Raw genomic sequence first — 21,646 nt, 5'->3', positions numbered from 1 at the left:
CCGGCACCGCCGCCGGTACTTGAACCGGGGAACAAGTCATGGGGGACAGACAAATGGATAGCCAAGGCCCGCGAGCTGACGCGCAGGGATACCAAGGGGCTCCGCCGCCGCCCGGCGCCGCTGCACAGGGACAGTCGCCCTATGCGGTGCCTCCCGGAGCCGGGTACGAGGGCGCACCCGTGCCCGCACCGAAGAAGCCGAACCCGAAGCTGCGTAAACGCCTGATTATTGCCGGCAGTGTTGTCGGCGGGCTGTTGGTACTCCTGGTGGTCGGCGGGTTCTTTGGGTACAAGCACCTGAGCGAGAAGCACAACCCGAAGCTGCAGGTTGAGGCATACCTTCAGGCAGTAGTCGACGGGGACGTTGAAGGGGCCATGGATATGGTCGCGGCCTATGACGAAGAGAACGGCTATTACGCGGCGCAGGACTTTTCCCTGATGACCAACGAGATCTATTCGAAGGCCGAAAACCGGATCAGCGGATTCGAAATAACCAATGTGGACGCCTCCGGCATCTTCGCCGAAGTGACAGCGGACGTGAAACAGGGTGACGAGACCACGTCCGTGACCTTTGACTTGACGTCCGCGGGAGATGCGGCGGTCTTTTTCGAAAAGTGGGAGCTGACCTCTCCGCTGCAGGAGTCGGAAATTGCGTACCGGGTGGACGGAGACAGCACGGAACTGGCCGTGAACGGCGTCGCTATTGAAGGATTCGAGGATTCCAAGTACTTCTCGGTCTACCCGGGTGACTACACCTTCAACACCCCCAAGGGCACCGAGTACGTCGGTTACAGCGGTGAAGAAAAGGTGAGCGTGGGTGTGGGTGACCCGGAGGTGCCCGCGGAGGTGCTGGATGTCGTCTACCGGCCTGAACTCACGGATGCGGCCCGAGAGGAAATCAAGGCCCAGACCAAGGCACACCTGGCAAGCTGCATGAAGTCCACGGAACTGCAGCCTCAGGGGTGCCCCAACAAGGCGGACGGCGAGGACCCTAATAATTTCCGCAATATCAAGTGGAGCATGACCAAGGAGCCCACTTACGAGTCCATTGAAGGTGACCCGTCCTATCCGTTCCCGCTGCAGGCGAAAGACGGACAGTTCACTCTGGAAGCCGAAATGAAGCGCGGCAACGAGTGGGGCACGCAGAAGGGCACGGTCGAGCTCTACTCGATGCCGGCCATGGTCGATATCCAGGGAGACAAGATCAACATCACGTTCGGGGACTAGCAGCAGGCAAACGCCGCGGGCCGGTGGGCGGGCGCCGGCCATGGGGAACTGAATGCAGAAGGTTCCCCATGGCCGGGCCGGCGCATCCTTAGTCGACGGTCAGTTCACCCATCCGGGACCACTCTTCGCCGTCAATGACGGTGTTGATGATCTTCGGTGTCTCCACCAGTGCCGGGACCATGTCCTTCATGGCCTGCTGGAAATGGTCGCTCTGGACGTGGGCGGCCGCGGCGTCGTCCTTGAAGGCCTCCACCAGGACAAACTCGTTCGGGTTTTCCAGGCTGCGGGACCAGTCAAACCAGAGGTTGCCGGGCTCGGCGCGGGTGGCTTCGGTGAACCCGGCGGTCAGCTCCGGCCAGCGCTCGGTCCACTCGGGCTTGACGAGGAACTTGACGGTAATGAAGATCATTTCGGTCCTGCTTTCTTGAGATTTTCCTTGCATTCCAAGGGTTTTCATCGTATGTCCGGACGGCGGCACCGGGCCACCGGCGGGCGGCCCGGAAGGAATGGGAAGATGGGTACGTGGCGCACCTCGACGTATCCAACATTGACTATTTCCTCTCCGACGGACGGCAGCTGCTCAACGGCGTCAGCTTCAAGGTCGGCGACGGGCACAAGACGGCCCTGATCGGGCCCAACGGCACCGGAAAAACCACCCTGCTGCGGATTATCGCCGGTGACCTGCGGCCGGACGAGGGCACGGTGGCACGGTCCGGGAATATGGGCATCATGCGCCAGTTCGTCGGGCAGGTCCGGGATGACAGCACGGTCCGCGACCTGCTCGTCTCGGCCGCACCGCCGGCGCTTGCTGCCGCCGCCCGCGAAGTGGATGCCGCCGAGCTGGCCATGATGGAGCACGACGACGAGCCCACCCAGATGCGCTACGCCACCGCCATCACCGAATGGGGCGACGTCGGCGGCTACGAGCAGGAAACCGTCTGGGACGAGGTGACCATGGCCGCGCTCGGCCTGCCCTTCGACCGGGCACAGTACCGCAAGGCAGCAACGCTGTCCGGCGGTGAGCAGAAGCGGCTGGTCCTGGAGGCGCTTTTCGCCGGCCCGGACGAGCTCCTGCTCCTGGATGAACCGGACAACTACCTGGACGTGCCCGGCAAACGCTGGCTCGAAGGAAAACTTGCCGCCTCCAAAAAGTCCGTGCTGTTCGTCAGCCACGACCGCGAGCTGCTGGACAACGCCGCCACCCGCATCGTGACCCTGGAGCCGGGCATCAACGGCGCCTCCGCCTGGATCCACGGCGGCGCCTTCAGCAGCTACGTCAAAGCCAGGGAAGACCGCAACGCCCGGTTCGAGGAACTGCGCCGGCGCTGGGACGAGGAGCATCTCAAGCTCAAGGAACTCGTCAACATGTACAAGAACAAGGCTGCCTTCCGCTCCGACATGGCCAACCGGTACCACGCGGCCCAGACCCGGCTGGCCAAATTCCTGGAAGCCGGCCCGCCGGAAGCCCTTCCCGTTGAACAGAACGTCAAGATGCGGCTGCGCGGCGGCCGCACGGCCAAGCGCGCCGTCGTCGCCGAGAAGCTGGAACTGACCGGACTGATGAAGCCGTTCAGCACCGAGATCTGGTTCGGGGACCGGGTGGGGGTGCTGGGCTCCAACGGCTCCGGCAAATCCCACTTCCTGCGCCTGCTGGCCCTGGGCGGCAGCGACCCGGATAAGGAACACGAGCCCGTGTCCGAGGTGGAGATTGCACCGGTTCCGCATAACGGCTCAGTGAAGCTGGGCGCACGGATCCGGCCGGGGTTCTTCGCGCAGACCATGATGCGCCCGGACCTGGCCGAGCGCACCCTGCTGGACATCCTGCACCGCGGCGACGAACACCGGTCCGGTCTGGGCCGTGAAGCCGCCGCCGGAGCCCTGGACCGCTACGGACTGGCCTCGTCCTCCGAGCAGAAGTTCGAGTCCCTGTCCGGCGGCCAGCAGGCACGCATGCAGATCCTGCTCCTGGAGCTGTCCGGCGCCACCCTGCTGCTGCTGGACGAACCCACCGACAACCTGGACCTGCACTCCGCCGAGGCCCTGGAAAAAGCCATTGATGCCTTCGAAGGAACGGTCCTGGCGGTCACCCACGACCGCTGGTTCGCCCGCAGCTTCGACCGCTTCCTGGTCTTCGGCTCCGACGGCAGGGTCTACGAATCCGAGACGCCCGTCTGGGACGAAAAACGGGTGGAACGGGTCCGGTAGGGGACAATACAGGCGTGAACGAAACTGCCCTGAACAAAGCCCTCATCGCCGTCTTCGTGATTTTCGGCCTCAACGGCCTGGTGTTCGCCAGCTGGGCGGCCCGCATTCCGGCTGCCGCGGAGGACCTGGGGATCGGTGCCGCCGGCGTCGGCCTGCTCCTGCTGTTTTCGGCCATCGGTTCCGTCGCGGCGCTGCCGCTGGCAGGTTCGGTGGCGCAGCGGATCGGCACCGCGGGAACCGTGCGGGCCGGCGGCATTACGACGTCGGCCGCCTCGCTGGCCATTGCCGCCGGGCTGAACCTGGGGTCGATCCCGATAACCGCTGCCGGGCTGCTGGTGTTCGGTGTGGGTATTGCCGGCTGGGATGTCGCCATGAACCTGGAGGGCGCCGACGTCGAACGCCGGGTGGGGCGAACGGTCATGCCGAAATTCCACGGCGCCTTCAGCGCGGGGGCGTTCGTGGGTGCCATGATCGGCGCGGTGCTCTCCGCCCTGGGCGTCTCGCTGTCCCTGCACCTGCTGGGCATCCTGACCGTTGTCTGCATCGCAGTGCTGATTGTGCCGCGGAACTTCCTCCAGCTGCCGCACCATGCTGCCGCCGGCGGAGCCGACGCGACGGCTAAACCATCCCGGTTCGGCGCCTGGCGGGAGGGACGGACGCTGCTGATCGGCGTCGTCGTTATGGGCGCAGCGCTCACCGAGGGTGCGGCAAATGACTGGGTGGCGAAGGCGACCGTGGACGGACTGGGCACCAGCGAGTCCGCCGGCGCCGTGATGTTCGGTATTTTCGTGGCCGCCATGACCCTCACCCGCTGGTTCGGCGCCCGGCTGATCGACCGGCTGGGACGAGTGCCGGCGCTGCGGATATGCATGAGCGCCTCCCTCGCCGGATTGCTGCTCTTCGTTTTCGCCCCGAATCTGGTGCTGGCCGCCGTCGGTGCCGTGCTGTGGGGGATCGGGGCGGCCCTGGGCTTCCCGATGGGGATGTCCGCCGCGGGGGAGGACCCCGTACATGCCGCCGGCCGGGTATCCGTGGTGTCCACGATCGGCTACATGGCCTTCTTTGTGGGTCCGCCGGTGCTCGGCTTCCTCGGGGAACACTGGGGCGTGCGCAATGCGCTGCTGGTGGTGGGCGCCGCCATGCTGGTTTCCATTGCCTTCGCTCCGGCTGCCGCAGAGCGGAAGGCCGCTCCCGAACCGGCCTAATGCTGCGGACCGATCCTGTCCGCATTAGGCAGGCGCGGGAACCCTGCCGGGTCCTACCCTCGACGCATGTCCTTTTCCCCAGAGTCCTCGCCGTTGATTTCCGCCGAGGGGCTGACCAAGGTCTACTCCTCAAAATCCGGTCCCGTGCATGCCCTGGACGGCCTGGATATCGCCGTTCCCGAAGGAACCGTCACCGCCCTGCTGGGCCCCAACGGAGCCGGTAAAACCACCGCCGTCAAAGTTCTCACCACCCTCATCCGGCCAGACGCCGGCACCGCCTTCATCGACGGTATTGACGTTGCCGCCGATCCGAAGGCCGTGCGCCGCGTCATTGGCGTGTCCGGCCAGTACTCCGCCGTGGATGAGAACCTCACCGGGCTGGAAAACCTGGACATGGTGGGGCACCTGTACCACCTGCCCGCCCGGCGCGCGAAGGAACGGGCGGTCGAACTGATCGACATGTTCGAGCTCACCGACGCCGGGAACCGGCCGGTCAAGGGCTACTCCGGCGGCATGCGCCGGCGGCTGGACCTCGCCGGGGCCCTGGTCAACCAGCCCCGGGTCCTCTTCCTGGACGAACCCACCACCGGCCTGGATCCGCGGTCCCGGATTGCGCTCTGGGGCGTCATCACCGACCTGGTGGCCCGGGGCACCACCCTGCTGCTGACCACCCAGTACCTGGAGGAAGCAGACCAGCTGGCTGACAAGGTGGCGGTGATCGACGAGGGGAAGGTCATTGCCGAGGGCACCTCCGATGACCTCAAGGCCCAGACCGGCGGGCACCGCGTGGCGGTTGCACTCGTGCACCAGAGCGACGCCGACGGGGCCATGTCCATTCTGGGCCGGCACGGATCCGGCGAACCGCACGTTTCCGGGGACGGCCGCACCCTGGAGGTCGCCGTCGTCGACGGCCCCGCCGCGCTGCAGCGCGTCCTGTCCGAGCTGGACGCGACCGGCGTCGAACTCCACGACGCCGGCATCCGCCGCCCCACCCTGGACGACGTCTTCCTGCAGCTCACCGGCCGGCCGGCCGAAGAGGACAGCGAAACGGAAAAGAAAGAGGAGGCGAACCGATGAGCGCCGCAGTGTCAGCAACCGGGATCCGGGCCGGCACCCCCAGCCTTCCCGCCCGCTGGGCCGGAGACGGCTGGACGGTCACCAAGCGGAACCTGATCAAAATCAAACGCTCGCCGGACATGATCATTTTTGCCGTGCTGCAGCCGATCATGTTCGTCCTGCTGTTCAGCCAGGTCTACGGAGGGTCCATCGCCGTGGCGGGGACGGACTACACCCAGTTCCTGATGGCAGGAATCTTCGCCCAGACCGTGGTCTTCGGATCCACGTTCTCCGGCTCCGCCATGGCACAGGACCTGAAAGAGGGGATCATTGACCGGTTCCGGACCCTGCCGATGAGCCCGTCAGCGGTGCTGATCGGCAGGACCAACGCCGACCTGGCGCTCAACGGGATCTCCATGCTCATCATGATGGGGACCGGTCTGCTGGTGGGCTGGCGGGTGAACTCCACGCCGGGCCGTTTCCTCGCAGCCATCGCACTGCTGCTGCTGTTCTCCTACGCGTTCAGCTGGGTCATGGCCCTGCTCGGGATGACGGTGCGCTCGCCGGAGACGATCAACAATGCCTCCTTTATGATCCTGTTCCCCATCACCTTCATTTCCAATGCGTTTGTGCAGAGCTCCAACCTCCCCGGACCGCTGCAGACCTTTGCGGACTGGAACCCGGTTTCGGCGCTGGTGCAGGCCGTGCGCGAGCTGTTCGGCAACCTCGGCAGCGCTCCCGTGCCGGACACCTGGCCGATGCAGAACGCCGTTGCCACGGTGCTGATCGGCTCGGCCGTGATGCTCGTGGTCTTCGTTCCGCTGGCGGTCCGCAAATTCGAGTCGATCAGCTCCCGGTAGGACAAACCCCTTTCCGAAATGAGGACCCAGCGTGATCGAAGCCCGCGGTCTAGCGAAGCGCTACGGCACCAAAACCGCCGTCGACGGCATCACCTTCGACGTCCAGCCGGGTAAGGTCACCGGCTTTCTCGGCCCCAACGGCGCCGGCAAATCGACCACCATGCGGATGATCGTGGGGCTGGACCGTCCCACCGCCGGGACCGTGGCGGTCAACGGTGCGCCGTATGCCGCCCATCAGGCGCCGCTGCGGGAAGTGGGCGCCCTGCTGGAGGCCAAGGCCTACCATCCCCGCCGGACTGCCTACAACCACCTGCGGGCGCTCGCCGCCACGCACGGCATTCCGAGGGCGCGCATCAACGAGGTCATTGAACTGACGGGCCTCGGCCCGGTAGCCAGGAAGCGTGTGGGCGGCTTCTCCATGGGCATGGGCCAGCGGCTCGGGATTGCCGTGGCACTGCTGGGGGACCCCCGGACCCTGATTTTTGATGAACCGGTCAACGGGCTGGACCCCGAGGGGGTGCAGTGGGTCCGACACCTGGCCAGGGGCCTCGCCGCGGAGGGCCGTACGGTATTTATCTCCTCCCACCTGATGAGCGAGATGGCCGTCACCGCCGACCACCTGATTGTGATCGGCCGCGGCAGGATCCTGGCGGATGCACCGATGGATCAAGTACTCGCCGGCAGCGGCCTGGAGCGCGTTCTCGTGCGCGCCGATGATGCCGACGCCCTGGGCGCGCTCATTGGTTCACGCGGAGCCGATGTGCGCCGGCTGGCGCCGGACCGGCTCGAAGTCCGGGGGGTGTCCGCGCGCGTTATTGCCGAAGCCGCACTCTCACAGCGGATCCTGGTCACCGAGCTGACCCCGCAGCAGACCTCCCTGGAGGACGCCTACATGGAGCTCACCCACGGTGAGGTTGAGTACCAGTCCCGGAACCTCGGCGCGGAAGGATCGGGGAACCCCCTGGTCATCCCTAAGGGGGACCCCTGATTCATCCCTTGGACCGGTCCTGTTGCGGTGCTGGACGCCTATGGTGGAGGTACACCCGCAGGATTTTGCTTCCCAATGTGAGGACCACCCATGATCGAGGCATTCGGCCTCTCGAAGCGCTACGGCGACAAAACCGCCGTCGACGACGTTTCCTTCACCGTCCAGCCGGGCAAGGTGACCGGATTCCTCGGCCCCAACGGCGCCGGCAAATCAACCACCATGCGCATGATCGTGGGCCTGGACCGGCCGAGCTCCGGCCGGGTGCTGGTCAACGGCAAACCCTACGCCCGGCACAAGGCCCCGCTCCGCGAGGTCGGGGCGCTGCTCGACGCGAAGGCCGTGCACACCAAGCGCAGTGCCTATAACCATTTGCGCGCCATGGGAGCCACCCACGGCATTTCCACCAAGCGGGTGAACGAGGTTATTGAACTGACCGGCCTGACCTCCGTGGCGAAAAAACGGGTAGGCGGTTTCTCGCTCGGAATGGGGCAGCGGCTGGGCATTGCGTCGGCCCTGCTGGGAGATCCCTCCACCGTGATCCTGGACGAGCCGGTTAACGGGCTGGACCCGGAAGGCGTGCTCTGGGTCCGCCATATGGCCCGGGAACTTGCCGCGGAAGGCCGCACCGTTTTCCTTTCCTCCCACCTCATGAGCGAAATGGCGCAGACGGCGGACCATCTGATCGTGATCGGGCGCGGGCGGATCATTGCGGATGCACCTATCGCCGACATCATTGCCGGCCAGAACAAGGTCCGGGTCCTTGTCCGCACCGACAGCCCGCGCGAACTGCTGCAGGCCCTGACCGGACCGGAGATCACCGGCGTCGAAAAGGAAACCGGCCTGCTGGAAATCACCGGCGCGGAACCGCGCAGTATCGCCGAGACCGCTTTGGAGCGGCAGATCCTGGTGTACGAACTGACGCCGCTGCAGGTGTCCCTTGAAGACGCGTACATGGAGCTGACCCGGGACGACGTTGAATACCGGTCCCAGGAGCGGCCGCCGGAGCTTGCCGCTGCGGGAACTGCCTCCGGAAAGGGAAAGTAAAACCGTGAGTACCGCTACAACATCCAAGAATCCGTCGGAGCCCGCGCCGACGGCTCCCTCCGGTCCCGGCGTGAACTTCCTGCGGGTCCTGAAATCCGAGTGGATCAAGGTCACCACCGTGCCCTCCACCGTGATCCTGCTCGCCGTCACCGTGCTGGTCATGGTCGGACTGGCCTCGGGCGCGGCCTGGGGAACCGTCCAGCTTGCTGAGAATGTCGGCGGCACAGCTGCCCCGAGTGCACCGGAAAGTGCTCCCGCGGAGGGCATGCCGACAGGCGCTGCCACGGCTCCTGCTGAGGGCATGCCGACAGGCGCGGCCTCCGGGGAGGAATCGGCAGAGGGAGCCCCGGCCGGGGAGGCGCCGGGAGCCGACCCGACCGCCGGCCCTCCCGCAGCGAGCAGCCTGATCCCCGAAATCCCGTCCAGCGGCGTCCTGTTCGGCCAGCTGCTGATGGCATCCCTCGCGGTGGTGCTGATCGCCTCGGAATGGGGCACCGGGATGATCCGTTCGACCTTCAGCGCCGTCCCGAAGCGGACGCCGGCACTGCTGGCCAAGAACCTCATCATCGCCGTCATTTCCTTCATTGTCGGCGCCGGTGCTGCCTTCATCTCGTTCCTGGTGGCCCAGCCGATCCTCAACAGCGCAGACCTCAGCCTCTCCCTGAACGACGACGGCGTGGTGGCCAGCATCCTCAACACCGGCACGTTCCTGGCGCTGCTGGCCGTGTTCTCCATGGGCATCGGAACACTGCTCCGCAACACGGCGGGCGGCGTGGTGACGGCCATCGGTGTCATCTTCGTCCTGCCCTTGGTGGCGACCATCCTGCAGAACCTGGGCGACTGGATTCCGGATGCCGCCCGTTTCCTGCCGAGCAACGCCGGAGCGCAGCTGGTGATGGCCGGAACCACCGCGGAAGGGGACCTCACCCAGCTGCAGGGCGGCCTGGTCCTCGCGGTGTGGGCAGCGGCACTGCTGATCATCTCCATCGTTGTCACCAAGCGGCGCGACGTGTAGGCACCAATACTTCGGTGGGGGCGACGGCGGAAGAACGGCCGCCGCCGCCTTCACCGGATTCAACAAATCCTCCACAACCCCCGGTGCTTACTGCGCCGGGGGTTCTTTACGTCCGGAACGGGCGGCGGTTACGCCGGGACCGGCCGCTCTGGTTGAATCGGAGCATGTCCAACGCATTGGCCCACGTAAATGATCTCGGCGCGTTTGTCAGCGCCTCACCGTCCAGCTTCCACGCAGCGCGCGAAGGTGCGCGCCGCCTCACGGAGGCGGGATTCACCGAAGTCCTCGAGACCGGGGATTTCCCCCGCTCGGCCGGAAAGTTCTTTGTGGTGCGCGACGGCGCATTCATCGCCTGGGTCACTCCCGAAGCCGCCGGCCCCGCCACCGGTTTCTCGATCCTGGGTACCCACACCGATTCCCCGTCCTTCAAGCTCAAGCCCCGCCCCACCACCGGCCGGCTCGGCTGGCTGCAGGCCGGCGTCGAAGTGTACGGCGGCCCGCTGCTGAACTCCTGGCTGGACCGGGAGCTGCAGCTGGCCGGGCGCATGGTCACCCTGGATGGTGTTGAGCGGCTCGTGGAGACCGGTCCGCTGATGCGTTTCCCCCAGCTGGCCATCCATCTGGACCGGGCCGTGAATGAGGGCCTGAAACTGGACAAGCAGCAGCACATGAACCCGGTGTGGGGACTGGGGGACCCCTCCGCCGCGGACCTCGTGGCGCTGCTGGCAGCGAAGGCCGGCCTGGCGCCGGAGGAAATCGGCGGATACGACATTGTCGCCGCGGATACCCAGGCGCCGCAGATTTTCGGCGCAGAGGGCGAGTTTTTCGCCTCGGGACGGCTGGATAACCTTTCCTCCGTCCACGCCGGCGTCGTCGCCCTTATCGCCGCCGACGTCGCACCCACCGCGCCGGTTGCCGTGCTCGCGGCCTTCGACCATGAAGAGGTGGGCAGCGGGAGCCGGTCGGGAGCCGCCGGGCCGTTCCTCGAAGACGTCCTCCTGCGGATCAGCGACGGACTGGGCGCCACGACGGCGGAGCGTGCACGGGGGCTGGCTGCCTCCTTCTGCATTTCCGCGGACGTCGGCCACGCCGTCCACCCCAACTACGCGGAACGCCACGACCCCGCCAACCATCCGGTGCTCAACGGCGGTCCGCTGCTGAAGATCAACGCCAATCAGCGCTACACCACCGATGCGCCCGGCGCGGCCCGCTGGGCGGCCCTCTGCGCCGCTGCAGGGGTGCCGTACCAGGAATTCGTGTCCCACAATTCCGTTCCCTGCGGTTCAACCATCGGCCCCCTGACCGCGACGCGGCTCGGAATCCGGACCGTTGACGTGGGGATTCCCGTTCTTTCAATGCACTCGGCCCGGGAAATGGCCGGCGTGGAGGATCCCCTGCGTCTGGCCGCCGTGGCGCAGCTGTTCTTCGCCTCGGGTGCAGCCTGACCCCCGGCGGAGCCCCCGCAGATTCCGGCGTGTCAATCCCGGCCCCGGAAATCGGATAGGATATGAAAGTCTGTGCTGTCGGCTTAGGTCGACAGATTCCCCCCGCTGCGGATCAGCTGCAGGCCGAGGGGAGACAACGCAAAAGAACCTCCTGTTACGGAAATGCCGTGACCGTATAGCCCAAAGGAGGTGGGTTCACAAATGCGTGCTTATGAACTGATGGTAATCATCGACCCCGAGGTCGAAGAGCGTACCGTCGAGCCTTCGCTCGACAAGTTCCTCAATGTTGTCCGCAACGATGGTGGAACCATCGACAAGGTAGACATCTGGGGCCGTCGTCGACTGGCCTACGAAATCCAGAAAAAGACTGAAGGCATCTACGCGGTGGTTAACTTCACCGGTACGCCTGCAGCAGCAGCCGAGCTTGATCGCCAGCTGAGCCTCAACGAGACCATCATGCGCACCAAGATCATCCGCCCGGAAGAGCAGAAGATCTCGAAGAAGGATGCCAAGAAGGCCGCTAAGGACGCTGCAAAGGTTTCCGCAGAATAATTTCGGCAACCCGTACTGATATCAGGAGGCTTTCATGGCAGGCGAGACAACAATCACCGTCGTCGGTAACCTAACCAACGATCCGGAACTGCGGTTCACTCCGTCCGGTTCGGCAGTGGCGAACTTCACCATTGCTTCAACCCCTCGGACCTTCGACCGTCAGTCCAACGAGTGGAAGGACGGCGAAACGCTGTTCCTCCGTGCGTCTGTCTGGCGTGAAGCTGCTGAAAACGTCGCCGAGTCCCTTACCAAGGGAACCCGCGTAGTTTGCCAGGGCCGCCTGAAGTCGCGTTCGTACGAAACCAAAGAGGGCGAAAAGCGCACCGTAATGGAGCTTGAGGTCGATGAAATCGGCCCCTCGCTGCGTTATGCCTCTGCCAAGGTCACCCGCACCCAGCGCTCCGGCGGTGGCGGCGGCGGCTTCGGCGGCAGCAACGGCGGCGGTGGCGGCGGCTTCGGCGGCAACTCCAACTCCGGTTGGGGCGGCGGCCAGCAGCAGCAGCCACAGTCCGCACCGGCTGACGATCCCTGGGGCGCCCCTGCGGGCGGCAACTCCGGTGGATGGGGCAGCGGCCCGGATTCGAACGATCCGCCCTTCTAAACCTCTTCATTCGAAGAGCGGCTACCCCCATTCGGGAGAAGCGGCCCTTCACCCGGCGTCTTCGGACGCCATCCTCAGACGGCAACCGCCGTCGAGCCCATCCCGTGGAAAATGTATCCACGGGCTCCACTAGACATAAGGAGCTCCACGATGGCTAAGGCTGAACTTCGCAAGCCCAAACCAAAGTCCAATCCCTTGAAGGCCGCTGACATCACTGTCATCGACTACAAGGACGTAGCATTGCTGCGCAAGTTCATTTCCGACCGCGGAAAGATCCGCGCTCGTCGCGTAACTGGCGTCTCCGTGCAGGAACAGCGCAAGATCGCCCAGGCAATCAAGAATGCCCGCGAAGTTGCTCTCCTGCCTTACTCCGGCGCTGGCCGCGGCTAAAGGAAAGGAACCTAACTCATGGCAAAGCTCATTCTGACCCACGAAGTAACCGGTCTCGGCGCTGCCGGCGACGTCATCGAGGTTAAGGACGGTTACGCACGTAACTACCTCCTGCCCCGCGGCTTCGCTCTGACCTGGACCAAGGGTGGCGAGAAGCAGGTTGAGTCCATCAAGGCTGCCCGCGCTGCCCGCGAGCACGCTTCCCTGGAAGATGCTCAGAAGCAGGCTGCTGCTCTCTCCGCCAAGCCGGTCAAGCTGACCGTCAAGGCCGGCGAGTCCGGACGCCTCTTCGGTACCGTCAAGCCCGCCGACGTTGCTGCCGCTGTTGAAGCCGCCGGTCTCGGCGCCATCGACAAGCGCAAGGTTGAACTGCCGACGCACATCAAGTCGGTTGGTTCCTTCCAGGCCAACGTCCGCCTGCACAACGATGTTGCAGCCGTCATCGACCTTGAGGTCGTTGCAGGCTAGCGTCTGACGCAGACACACAAGCACCCTCCTGCCTTCGGGCCGGGGGGTGCTTTTGTATGTCCGGGCGGTGTTCAACGGGCTGTTGCAGCCGCCCGCGGTGGGAAATCCACAGCCCGCAGGCCGGAGTTGTGGATATCGGCAGGGTAATTTGTGGATTTCGCCACCCTTAGGCCTGTTTGGAGCTCCTGTCAACACGGTACCGACTGGTGGGCGCGGCGGAAAAATAGTTTGTTTACACAGGTGTGGACAAGCATTTGCCCTAGTCAGAGGCCCTTTTGTGGAAAAACCCAAGTTTTATCCACATGCTTATACCCAGCCTGTGCACAAGACACGCCGCGTTATGCACAGACTGTCCACAGGACCTGTGGATAACGCGTTTGTCGGCAGGGCGCAGGGGGCATACGGTTGCGGTGAATCCCTTCTTCAGACGCATGCCAGCCGGTGGAGGATCCGTCAGCGCCGCCGCCGCCATTCCGGCCGGATGTCAGTGCGGGCTGATAGAGATAGTTCAGCCCTCCGGCAGGGCAGGGATCGAAACGTCTTAGCCTTTATGGAAAGGGTCACAGTGTCGCTCACGCATACGGACTCCCCGGCATCAACATCAAGTCCGGACTTCGCGAGGACACCGCCCCAGGACCTTGTTGCCGAACAGTCGGTTCTTGGCGGCATGATGCTCTCCAAGGACGCCATTGCAGACTGCGTGGAGGTCCTGCGCGGCCTCGACTTCTACCGTCCGGCGCATGAGGCCATCTATGAGGCCATCATTGATCTCTACGGCCGCGGGGAACCGGCGGACGCCGTCACCGTTTCGGATGAACTCACCAAGCGCGGTGAGATTGGCCGCATCGGCGGCCCGGCCTACCTGCACGAGCTGATCCAGTCCGTTCCCACCGCAGCCAACGCCGGTTTCTATGCAGAGATCGTGCGCGAGCGGGCCGTTCTCCGCCGCCTGGTCGGCGCGGGAACCAAAATTGTCCAGCTGGGCTACTCCAACGAGGGCATGGAGGTGGATGACATTGTCAACGCCGCCCAGGCCGAAATCTACGCCGTGGCCGAGCGCCGCACCGCGGAAGACTACGTGCCCCTGAAGGACATCATCGAGGGCACGGTGGACGAGATTGAATCCGCCGGGCACCGCGGCGAGGGAATGACCGGCGTCCCCACAGGCTTCTACGAGCTCGATGAGCTCACGCAGGGCCTGCACCCGGGCCAGATGATCGTCATCGCCGCCCGCCCCGCCGTTGGCAAGTCCACCTTCGCACTGGACTTTGCCCGCTCGGCGGCCATCAAGAACAACATGACCACTGTCTTCTTCTCGCTGGAAATGGGCCGCAACGAAATCGCCATGCGCCTGCTCTCCGCGGAAGCGACCATCGGCCTCCAGGACCTGCGCAAGGGCACCATCAAGGACGAGCAGTGGGGCAAGATCGCCACCACGATGGGCCGGATGAATGACGCGCCGCTGTTTATCGACGACAGCCCGAACATGTCACTGATGGAAATCCGAGCCAAGTGCCGCCGCCTGAAGCAGCGCCATGACCTCAAGCTCGTGGTGCTGGACTACCTGCAGCTGATGTCCTCGGGCAAAAAGGTGGAGTCCCGCCAGCAGGAAGTTTCCGAGTTCTCGCGTGCGCTGAAGCTGCTCGCCAAGGAACTCGAAGTACCCGTCATCGCGCTGTCGCAGCTGAACCGTGGTTCCGAGCAGCGCACCGACAAGAAGCCGATGGTGTCCGACCTGCGTGAGTCCGGCTCCATTGAGCAGGACGCTGACATGGTCATCCTGCTGCACCGCGAGGACATCTACGACAAGGAGTCCCCGCGCGCCGGCGAGGCCGACGTTATTGTCGCCAAGCACCGTAACGGCCCCACCAAGACGATCGTTGTAGGGTTCCAGGGCCACTATTCGCGCTTCTCGAACATGGCGGTTGAGGGCGGCAGCGGCTTCTAGCCGCCGCTCACCCCTCCTCCCCACCACCGATCCACCCCCCCACGCCGCAGGAGATCCAGCATGCCCAAGTCCAAGCCCCGCAAGAAGGCCGTCACCAAGAAGAAGCAGGCCCGCCGCGCCGAGCATGAAGTCAATGCCCTGCTGCGCGGTGAAACCGCCTACTTCAGCGACGAGGCGGAGGCACTGCTCACCGCCCGCGGCTGGATCAGCGAGCGGGACCAGCCCGGCGGACCCGATCAGGGCGACGCCTGGTACTGGATGCCCTCCCAGCTGCCCGCCTACTTGGAGGAAGGCGAGCCGGTACCCACCTCCATCTACCCGTCCTCCGAAACCACCTTCGTCAGCCAGTTGGCGACGCCGGACGGTTCCGTTCCCCCGGTGGCACAGACCGAGTACGACTCCCTTGAAGCACTCGAGGCGGACCTGGACCGGCTGCAGGCCTACCGGGTGCCCGACGACGCGTGGACCGCCCTGGGCGGCGGTCCTTCCGCCGAGGAGACCCCCGGCGACCTCATTGACTCCATCACTGAGGAATGGGAGCTCATCGCCGAGCTCATCCACTTCCCGTACAGCAGCGACGCCGGTCCGCGTTCCTTTGCGGCCGTCGAGCAGGCCGTGCAGGACGGCCGGCTCACCGAGTACGCCTACCGGTCGGTCCTGGCCGGCCGCGAAGCACAGTAACTACGCCGCACAGTAACCGCGCCGCAGAACAACCGCGGGGCGCCCCCGCGGGGCGCTCCGCCCGGGGCGCGCGCCTAGCCCCGGTTTGAGGCGCCCGGACCGCCTGCGGGCTCTCCGTGGGCATCATGGCTGGAGGCCAGCTGCCACGGCACGGAAGCGACCATGATGGCCGGCTCGAAGTGCAGCCGGGCCTTGATGCGCAGGGCGGTCTGGTTGTGCACCAGCTGCTCCCACCAGCGGCCCACCACGTACTCCGGAATGTAGACCACAAACAGTTCCCGCGGCGCGTTGCGCCGGGCATCGCGCAGGTACGCCAGCACGGGGGAAATGGTCTCTCGGTACGGTGAGGACAGCACCGTCAGGGGTACCGGGATCTGCAGCCGCTCCCAGTCGGCCAGTGTGCGGCGGGTGTCCTCCGGATCCAGGTCCACGATGATCGCGTTCAGGCTGGAGGGGCGGGACGCCCGTGCGTAGGCAATGGCCCGCAGTGCCGGCTTGTGCACCTGCGAAATCAGGATCACGGCGTTGACCCGGGAAGGCAGCGCCAGTCCGTGGTCGTTTTCATTCAGCGCGAGTTCGCGGGCGACGGTGTCGTAGTGGACCCGGATGCTGTACATGATCACGTACAGCACGGCCATGGCGAGCAGGGCGATCCATGCGCCGTGGGTGAATTTGGTAATGATGACAATGAGCAGCACCAGGGCCGTCATGCCGAAGCCGAGGGAGTTGATCGCGCGGGAGCGGTGCATCCGCCGTCGTACGTCCTTGTCCCGTTCGGTGCGGAGCTTCCCCGTCCAGTGCCGGATCATGCCCAGCTGGCTGGCGGTGAAGGAAACGAAGACCCCGACAATGTAGAGCTGGATCAGCTGGGTGACATCGGCGTCGAAAGCGACAATCAGCACCAGGGCGCCCACACCCAGGGCAATGATGCCGTTGCTGAAGGCCAGCCGGTCCCCGCGGGTGCGCATCTGGCGGGGCAGGAACCCGTCCTTTGCCAGGATCGAGGCCAGCACCGGGAAGCCGTTGAACGCGGTGTTGGAGGCGAACACCAGAATCAGCCCGGTGGCGGCCACCACCAGGTAGAACGCGATGCTGCCGTCGCCGAAAATGGTCTCCGCCAGCTGGCTGATGACCGGATGCTGCACGTACTCGTCGCCCACCGGGTCACCGTTGACGGTGAGCTGGGTTTCGGGATGCTGCGCCACATGGACCTTGGTGAGGTTGGCCATGGCGATGATGCCGCCGATCATGGCTGCGGAGATCACGCCCAGGAGCAGCAGGGTGGTCGCGGCATTGGCGCTCTTGGGCTTGCGGAAGGTCGGCACGCCGTTGCTGATGGCTTCGACGCCGGTGAGCGCGGCGGCGCCCGAGGAGAAGGCACGCAGCAGCAGGAGGGCGCCGGCAAGCCCCACGAGTCCCTCGTCGAAACCGGATTCCTTCACCAGTTCGAAGGAGGCGGACGGTGCCTGCTGCAGATCTCCGCTCACGAACTGGATAAGGCCGGTGAGGCACATGCCCAGCACGGAGGCCATGAAGATGTACGTGGGTACGGCAAACAGGGCGCCGGCCTCCCGGATGCCGCGGAGGTTCACCAGGACCAGTACCGCCACGCCGATCACGGCGATGGTGGCCTGGGTGCCGTGCAGCGCGGGAATGGCTGTCACCAGATAGGACGCCGCGGAGGACATGGACACAGCCACGGTGAGCACGTAGTCCACCAGCAGCGCGGAGGCGACGGTAAGGCCGGCAGGCTTGCCCAGATTGGTGCTGGCAATTTCGTAGTCGCCGCCGCCGGATGGGTAGGCGTGGACGTTCTGCCGGTAGGAGGCCACCACTGTGAGCAGCACAATGATGACGGCCAGCCCCACCCAGGGGGAGAGGGTCACGGCAGCGACGCCGGCCAGTGCCAGGGTGAGGAGGATTTCGTCGGGCGCGTACGCGGCCGAGGAGAGGGCGTCCGAGGCGAAAACCGGGAGCGCAATCCGCTTGGGAAGGAGGGTGTGCGAGAGCCGTTCGTTGCCGTAAGGACGCCCGACCAGAATGCGCTTGAGCGCATTGAAGAATGTGAGCACGAGGACCAACGTTAGACCCGGGCCGTAGGCACTGTCCAGAAGCGCAAAATCCGCCGGCAGCACGGCCCGCCGGCGGATGCCCGGCCGACGGCGGTGGAGTACGGTTCTGGGTATGGCTTACGAGGGTGGTACGAGTCCCGCAGGCCTTCGGCGTGCCCCGAATATCCGTGATGTCGCAGCTGCTGCGGGGGTTTCCCACCAGACCGTTTCCCGGGTGATCAACGGACACGCGAACCTCCGCGAGACCACCCGTCAGCGGGTGCTTGACGCCATGGAGGAGCTGCAGTTCCGCCCCAACCGCGCCGCCCGGGCCCTGGTCACCAAGGAATCCCGCATCATTGGCGCCTTGGTCGCCTCCGGGGCTGAATACGGGCCGACGGCGACCCTGCAGGCAGTCCAGACGGCCGCCAATGCGGCCGGTTACGTTGTGGACCCCGCCCACATCGACAAGGCGGACCACCGGTCCATCGAAGCCGCACTGGATCGGTTGATGAGCCACGCAGTGGAGGGCCTGGTGCTGCTGGCACCGCAGTCCAGGACCCTGGAGGTGATCGAGAAGCTGTCCATCCGGATCCCGTTCGTCACGGTGCATTCCCTGCACAGCGAGGATCACCGCATGTCCGTGGACCAGCTGGCCGGGGCGCGGCTGGCCACCCGGCACCTGCTGGAACTGGGACACCGCCGAGTGGTGCACGTACCCGGACCCGAAGAATGGGTGGAAACCGAGGCCCGCCGGCAGGGGTATCTGGAAGAGATGGCGGAGTGGGGTCTGGAGCCGGCCATCGTCCCAGCCGGGGAGTGGACGGCAGATTCCGGTTACCGGGTGGGGCTGGAACTGCGGCAGGAACGCCGGTTCAGTGCCGTAGTCTGCGGTAACGACCACATTGCCCTTGGCCTTGTACATGCCTACGCCGACGTCGGGCTGCGGGTGCCTGAGGACCTCAGTGTGGTGGGTTTCGACGACGTGCCCGAAGCCGCGCATTTCCTGCCGCCGCTGACTACTATCCGGCAGGACTTTCCGGAGCTGGGCCGGCGCTGCGTGGCCGTGCTGCTGGCGGAACTGCGCGGTGAAGCCCCGGTGGCAATGGGGGACGTGGCCCCCCGGCTTATCCAACGCGGCTCGGCGGTCGCGCCGGCGGTTGTTCCCTGGGCGCCGGCTCCGCCGGCCTGACCTGCCTGACCTGCCTGCTCCGCCTGCGCCGGCTCCGCCCGGCTGACCTATGGGTCAGCCGCGCCGGCTCCGGCTCGCTGACGTGCCTGCGCCTGAGCCGGCTCCGCCTGTCCGGGCCAGCCGCCTGCTACGGCTACGACCACGCCGTCCCGTAACCAAACCGTAATCCACCCACCTGTGGTCTGCCTCACAAAACCGGAGTACTCTGACTGCAAATATAAATGTGACCGTTCACATTCGGGGCCAACCGGTGGTTTCCGAACTTCGGTCAAGATGACAATGAGGTCACCGTGAGTCAGACCGGCAGTGCGCCCGCCTATGTGGTGGGCATCGATTACGGCACTCTTTCCGGCCGCGCCGTCGTAGTGCGGGTGCATGACGGAGCGGAGATGGGCTCCGCGGTCCATGCCTACCGGCACGGGGTCATGGATTCGGTCCTGGCCGCCACTTCGGAAGCGCTGCCGCCCGACTGGGCGCTGCAGGTGCCGGCGGACTACGTCGAAGTCCTGCAGCAGGCGGTGCCGGCCGCACTGCGGGCCGCCGGCGTTGCCTCGGAGTCCGTCATCGGCGTAGGAACCGATTTCACTGCCTGCACCATGGTCCCCGTGACAGCAGACGGCACGCCCCTGAACGAGCTGCCCGGGCTGTCAACGCGCCCGCATGCCTACGTGAAACTCTGGCGCCACCACGCCGCCCAGGCACAGGCAGACCGCATCAACCGCGTAGCTGAAGAACGCAGTGAAACCTGGCTGCCCCGCTACGGCGGGCTGATTTCCAGCGAATGGGAATTCGCGAAGGGCCTTGAACTGCTGGAAGAGGATCCCGAACTTTACCGGCTGATGGACCACTGGGTGGAGGCCGCCGACTGGATTGTCTGGCAGCTCACCGGCACCTACGTACGCAACGCCTGCTCGGCGGGCTACAAGGGAATCCTGCAGGACGGGGCATATCCGGACCGCGGTTTCCTGGCCGCACTGAACCCTGACTTCGCCGGCTTTGTTGAAGAGAAACTGGAGCATCCAATCGGAAGCCTCGGCTCGGCAGCGGGAACACTCAGCGCCGAAGCCGCGGCCTGGACGGGACTGCCGGCAGGCATTCCGGTTGCCGTGGGCAACGTGGATGCCCACGTCTGCGCCCCTGCTGCCGGGGCGGCGACACCCGGGCAGATGGTGGCGATCATGGGTACCTCCACCTGCCATGTGATGAGCGCGGAGGTCCAGCGGGAGGTCCCGGGGATGTGCGGCGTGGTGGACGGCGGCATCGTCGACGGTCTCTACGGCTACGAAGCCGGACAGTCAGGTGTAGGTGACATTTTCGGCTGGTTCACCGCACATTTCGTACCGCCGGAAGTGACCGAAGAAGCTGCGGTGCGCGGACTGAGCGTGCATGAACTGCTGACCGAGCAGGCGAGCCGGGAAGAGGTAGGCGCCCACGGGCTCCTGGCCCTGGACTGGCAGTCCGGCAACCGCTCAGTGCTCGTGGACCACGAACTGTCCGGGTTGCTGGTGGGGCTCACCCTCGCCACCCGGCCGCACGAGGCCTACCGGGCGCTGCTCGAAGCCACCGCCTTCGGCACCCGCAAGATTGTTGAAACCTTTGCAGCCTCCGGCGTTCCGGTGACGGAGTTCATCGCTGCCGGCGGACTGGTGAAGAACAAATTCCTGATGCAGGTCTACGCCGATGTCCTGGACATGCCCATCTCCGTTATCGGCAGTGACCAGGGCCCGGCGCTCGGCTCGGCCATCCATGCAGCCGTAGCGGCCGGCGCTTACCCGGACGTGCGGGCAGCCGCTGCCGCCATGGGCCGGGTGCAGCAGAATGCGTACCTTCCGGACCCCGCCCGTGCCCTGACCTACACGCAGTTGTACGAGGAATACGAGACCCTGCATGACTACTTCGGGCGCGGCGGCAGTGACGTCATGCGGCGGCTGAAAGCGCTGCGGCGGTCCGCCCGTAAGGTCCGCGAGGTATCCGCATGAGCGGCCACGCTTCCGTCGAGGAGCGGGTGGGCCAGGTCCGGGCTGACGTGGCCGGCCTGCACGCCGAACTGGTCCGGTACGGGCTGGTGGCCTGGACTGCCGGCAATGTCTCCGGGCGCGTTCCGGGCACCGAGTTCTTTGTCATCAAGCCCAGCGGTGTGGCCTACGAGGACCTCACCGCCGGGAATATGATCCTGTGCACCCTGGACGGCACCCCCGTGCCCGGTACATCCGGCGCGGAGCTGGCACCCTCCAGCGACACGGCCGCGCACGCCTATGTCTATCGGCACATGCCCGACGTCGGGGGAGTGGTTCACACGCACTCGACCTATGCCACGGCCTGGGCGGCGCGGGGCGAACCCGTGCCCTGCGTCCTGACGGCCATGGCCGACGAATTCGGCGGCGAGATCCCGGTGGGTCCGTTCGCCGTCATCGGCGACGACTCGATCGGGCGGGGCATCGTGTCCACCTTGACGGGCCACCGGTCCCGGGCCGTCCTGATGCGCAACCACGGCCCGTTCACCGTGGGCCGTGATGCCCGTGACGCAGTCAAGGCGGCGGTCATGCTCGAGGATGCCGCCCGCACCGTCCATCTCTCCCGGCAGCTCGGCGAGCCGGTGCCCCTCGACCCGGGGCACATTGACGCCCTGTTCCACCGATACCAGAACGTCTACGGCCAGCCGGCCGCTGCACCGTCCGCATCAGCGGCAGCGGCCCCAACAACATCCAGGAGCGCCTGA

At 65.7% G+C, this 21,646-nt stretch carries 20 protein-coding genes; 18 read left to right on the top strand and 2 right to left on the bottom strand.

The window, feature by feature from the left end; all coding sequences use genetic code 11:
* The first annotated feature begins 179 nt into the window (after positions 1-179).
* On the top strand, positions 180-1,226 hold the full coding sequence (locus tag NNX37_RS05440; RefSeq protein ID WP_255791288.1) for a zinc ribbon domain-containing protein: 1,047 nt from the start codon (positions 180-182) through the stop codon (positions 1,224-1,226).
* Between the two features lie 88 nt (positions 1,227-1,314).
* Here the strand turns inward: NNX37_RS05440 and NNX37_RS05435 are convergent, their stop codons facing one another.
* Complete coding sequence (locus tag NNX37_RS05435) at positions 1,315-1,635, bottom strand: putative quinol monooxygenase (RefSeq protein ID WP_255791286.1); 321 nt, start codon at positions 1,633-1,635, stop codon at positions 1,315-1,317.
* A 113-nt stretch (positions 1,636-1,748) separates the two neighbouring features.
* On the opposite strand from NNX37_RS05435, the gene NNX37_RS05430 reads away from it, so the two are divergent.
* From NNX37_RS05430 to NNX37_RS05365, 14 genes are all read left to right on the top strand, one after another.
* A complete protein-coding gene (locus NNX37_RS05430) occupies positions 1,749-3,431 on the top strand; it encodes an ABC-F family ATP-binding cassette domain-containing protein (RefSeq protein ID WP_255791285.1) in 1,683 nt (560 codons plus the stop codon).
* Between the two features lie 14 nt (positions 3,432-3,445).
* On the top strand, positions 3,446-4,636 hold the full coding sequence (locus NNX37_RS05425) for an MFS transporter (protein WP_255791284.1): 1,191 nt from the start codon (positions 3,446-3,448) through the stop codon (positions 4,634-4,636).
* Positions 4,637-4,702: 66 nt separating this feature from the next.
* The gene (locus tag NNX37_RS05420; RefSeq protein ID WP_255791283.1) at positions 4,703-5,713 is read left to right on the top strand and encodes an ATP-binding cassette domain-containing protein; all 1,011 of its coding nucleotides are present in this window, start codon (positions 4,703-4,705) and stop codon (positions 5,711-5,713) included.
* Positions 5,710-6,552 carry an ABC transporter permease gene (locus NNX37_RS05415; protein ID WP_255791282.1) on the top strand — a complete coding sequence of 281 codons (843 nt, stop codon included), beginning with the start codon at positions 5,710-5,712 and terminating at the stop codon, positions 6,550-6,552. The genes NNX37_RS05420 and NNX37_RS05415 overlap by 4 nt, the downstream gene beginning before the upstream one ends.
* A 31-nt stretch (positions 6,553-6,583) precedes the next feature.
* A complete protein-coding gene (locus NNX37_RS05410; RefSeq protein WP_255791281.1) occupies positions 6,584-7,540 on the top strand; it encodes an ABC transporter ATP-binding protein in 957 nt (318 codons plus the stop codon).
* Between the two features lie 90 nt (positions 7,541-7,630).
* Positions 7,631-8,584: an ABC transporter ATP-binding protein gene (locus NNX37_RS05405; RefSeq protein ID WP_255791280.1), complete on the top strand. Its 954-nt coding sequence runs from the start codon at positions 7,631-7,633 to the stop codon at positions 8,582-8,584.
* 4 nt (positions 8,585-8,588) lie between these two features.
* Complete coding sequence (locus NNX37_RS05400) at positions 8,589-9,599, top strand: ABC transporter permease (RefSeq protein WP_255791279.1); 1,011 nt, start codon at positions 8,589-8,591, stop codon at positions 9,597-9,599.
* Between the two features lie 164 nt (positions 9,600-9,763).
* Positions 9,764-11,044, top strand: a complete 1,281-nt coding sequence (locus NNX37_RS05395) for a M18 family aminopeptidase (protein ID WP_255791278.1) — start codon at positions 9,764-9,766, stop codon at positions 11,042-11,044.
* Positions 11,045-11,245: 201 nt separating this feature from the next.
* Complete coding sequence (gene rpsF / locus NNX37_RS05390) at positions 11,246-11,596, top strand: 30S ribosomal protein S6 (protein ID WP_227920298.1); 351 nt, start codon at positions 11,246-11,248, stop codon at positions 11,594-11,596.
* 34 nt (positions 11,597-11,630) lie between these two features.
* A complete protein-coding gene (locus NNX37_RS05385) occupies positions 11,631-12,197 on the top strand; it encodes a single-stranded DNA-binding protein (protein WP_255791276.1) in 567 nt (188 codons plus the stop codon).
* 150 nt (positions 12,198-12,347) lie between these two features.
* Positions 12,348-12,587 carry a 30S ribosomal protein S18 gene (gene rpsR, locus NNX37_RS05380; protein ID WP_007269381.1) on the top strand — a complete coding sequence of 80 codons (240 nt, stop codon included), beginning with the start codon at positions 12,348-12,350 and terminating at the stop codon, positions 12,585-12,587.
* Between the two features lie 18 nt (positions 12,588-12,605).
* The gene (gene rplI / locus NNX37_RS05375) at positions 12,606-13,055 is read left to right on the top strand and encodes a 50S ribosomal protein L9 (RefSeq protein ID WP_255791275.1); all 450 of its coding nucleotides are present in this window, start codon (positions 12,606-12,608) and stop codon (positions 13,053-13,055) included.
* A gap of 565 nt (positions 13,056-13,620) precedes the next feature.
* Entirely contained in the window at positions 13,621-15,003 is a 1,383-nt protein-coding gene (gene dnaB / locus NNX37_RS05370) for a replicative DNA helicase (RefSeq protein ID WP_227920294.1), read from the top strand.
* A gap of 60 nt (positions 15,004-15,063) precedes the next feature.
* A complete protein-coding gene (locus tag NNX37_RS05365) occupies positions 15,064-15,684 on the top strand; it encodes a cell division protein CrgA (RefSeq protein ID WP_255791274.1) in 621 nt (206 codons plus the stop codon).
* A 74-nt stretch (positions 15,685-15,758) separates the two neighbouring features.
* Here the strand turns inward: NNX37_RS05365 and NNX37_RS05360 are convergent, their stop codons facing one another.
* Complete coding sequence (locus NNX37_RS05360; protein ID WP_255791273.1) at positions 15,759-17,756, bottom strand: APC family permease; 1,998 nt, start codon at positions 17,754-17,756, stop codon at positions 15,759-15,761.
* A 112-nt stretch (positions 17,757-17,868) separates the two neighbouring features.
* Between NNX37_RS05360 and NNX37_RS05355 the strand changes: the two genes are divergently transcribed.
* From NNX37_RS05355 to NNX37_RS05345, 3 genes are all read left to right on the top strand, one after another.
* Positions 17,869-18,927, top strand: a complete 1,059-nt coding sequence (locus NNX37_RS05355) for a LacI family DNA-binding transcriptional regulator (protein ID WP_255791272.1) — start codon at positions 17,869-17,871, stop codon at positions 18,925-18,927.
* Between the two features lie 290 nt (positions 18,928-19,217).
* On the top strand, positions 19,218-20,906 hold the full coding sequence (araB, locus tag NNX37_RS05350; protein ID WP_255791271.1) for a ribulokinase: 1,689 nt from the start codon (positions 19,218-19,220) through the stop codon (positions 20,904-20,906).
* Positions 20,903-21,646, top strand: a complete 744-nt coding sequence (locus tag NNX37_RS05345) for an L-ribulose-5-phosphate 4-epimerase (RefSeq protein WP_255791270.1) — start codon at positions 20,903-20,905, stop codon at positions 21,644-21,646. Before araB ends, NNX37_RS05345 begins: the two co-directional genes overlap by 4 nt.

Origin of the sequence: Arthrobacter zhaoxinii, assembly GCF_024385505.1 — a bacterium.
Taxonomy (GTDB): domain Bacteria; phylum Actinomycetota; class Actinomycetes; order Actinomycetales; family Micrococcaceae; genus Arthrobacter_B; species Arthrobacter_B zhaoxinii.
This window is presented reverse-complemented; position numbering and strand designations above follow the sequence as displayed.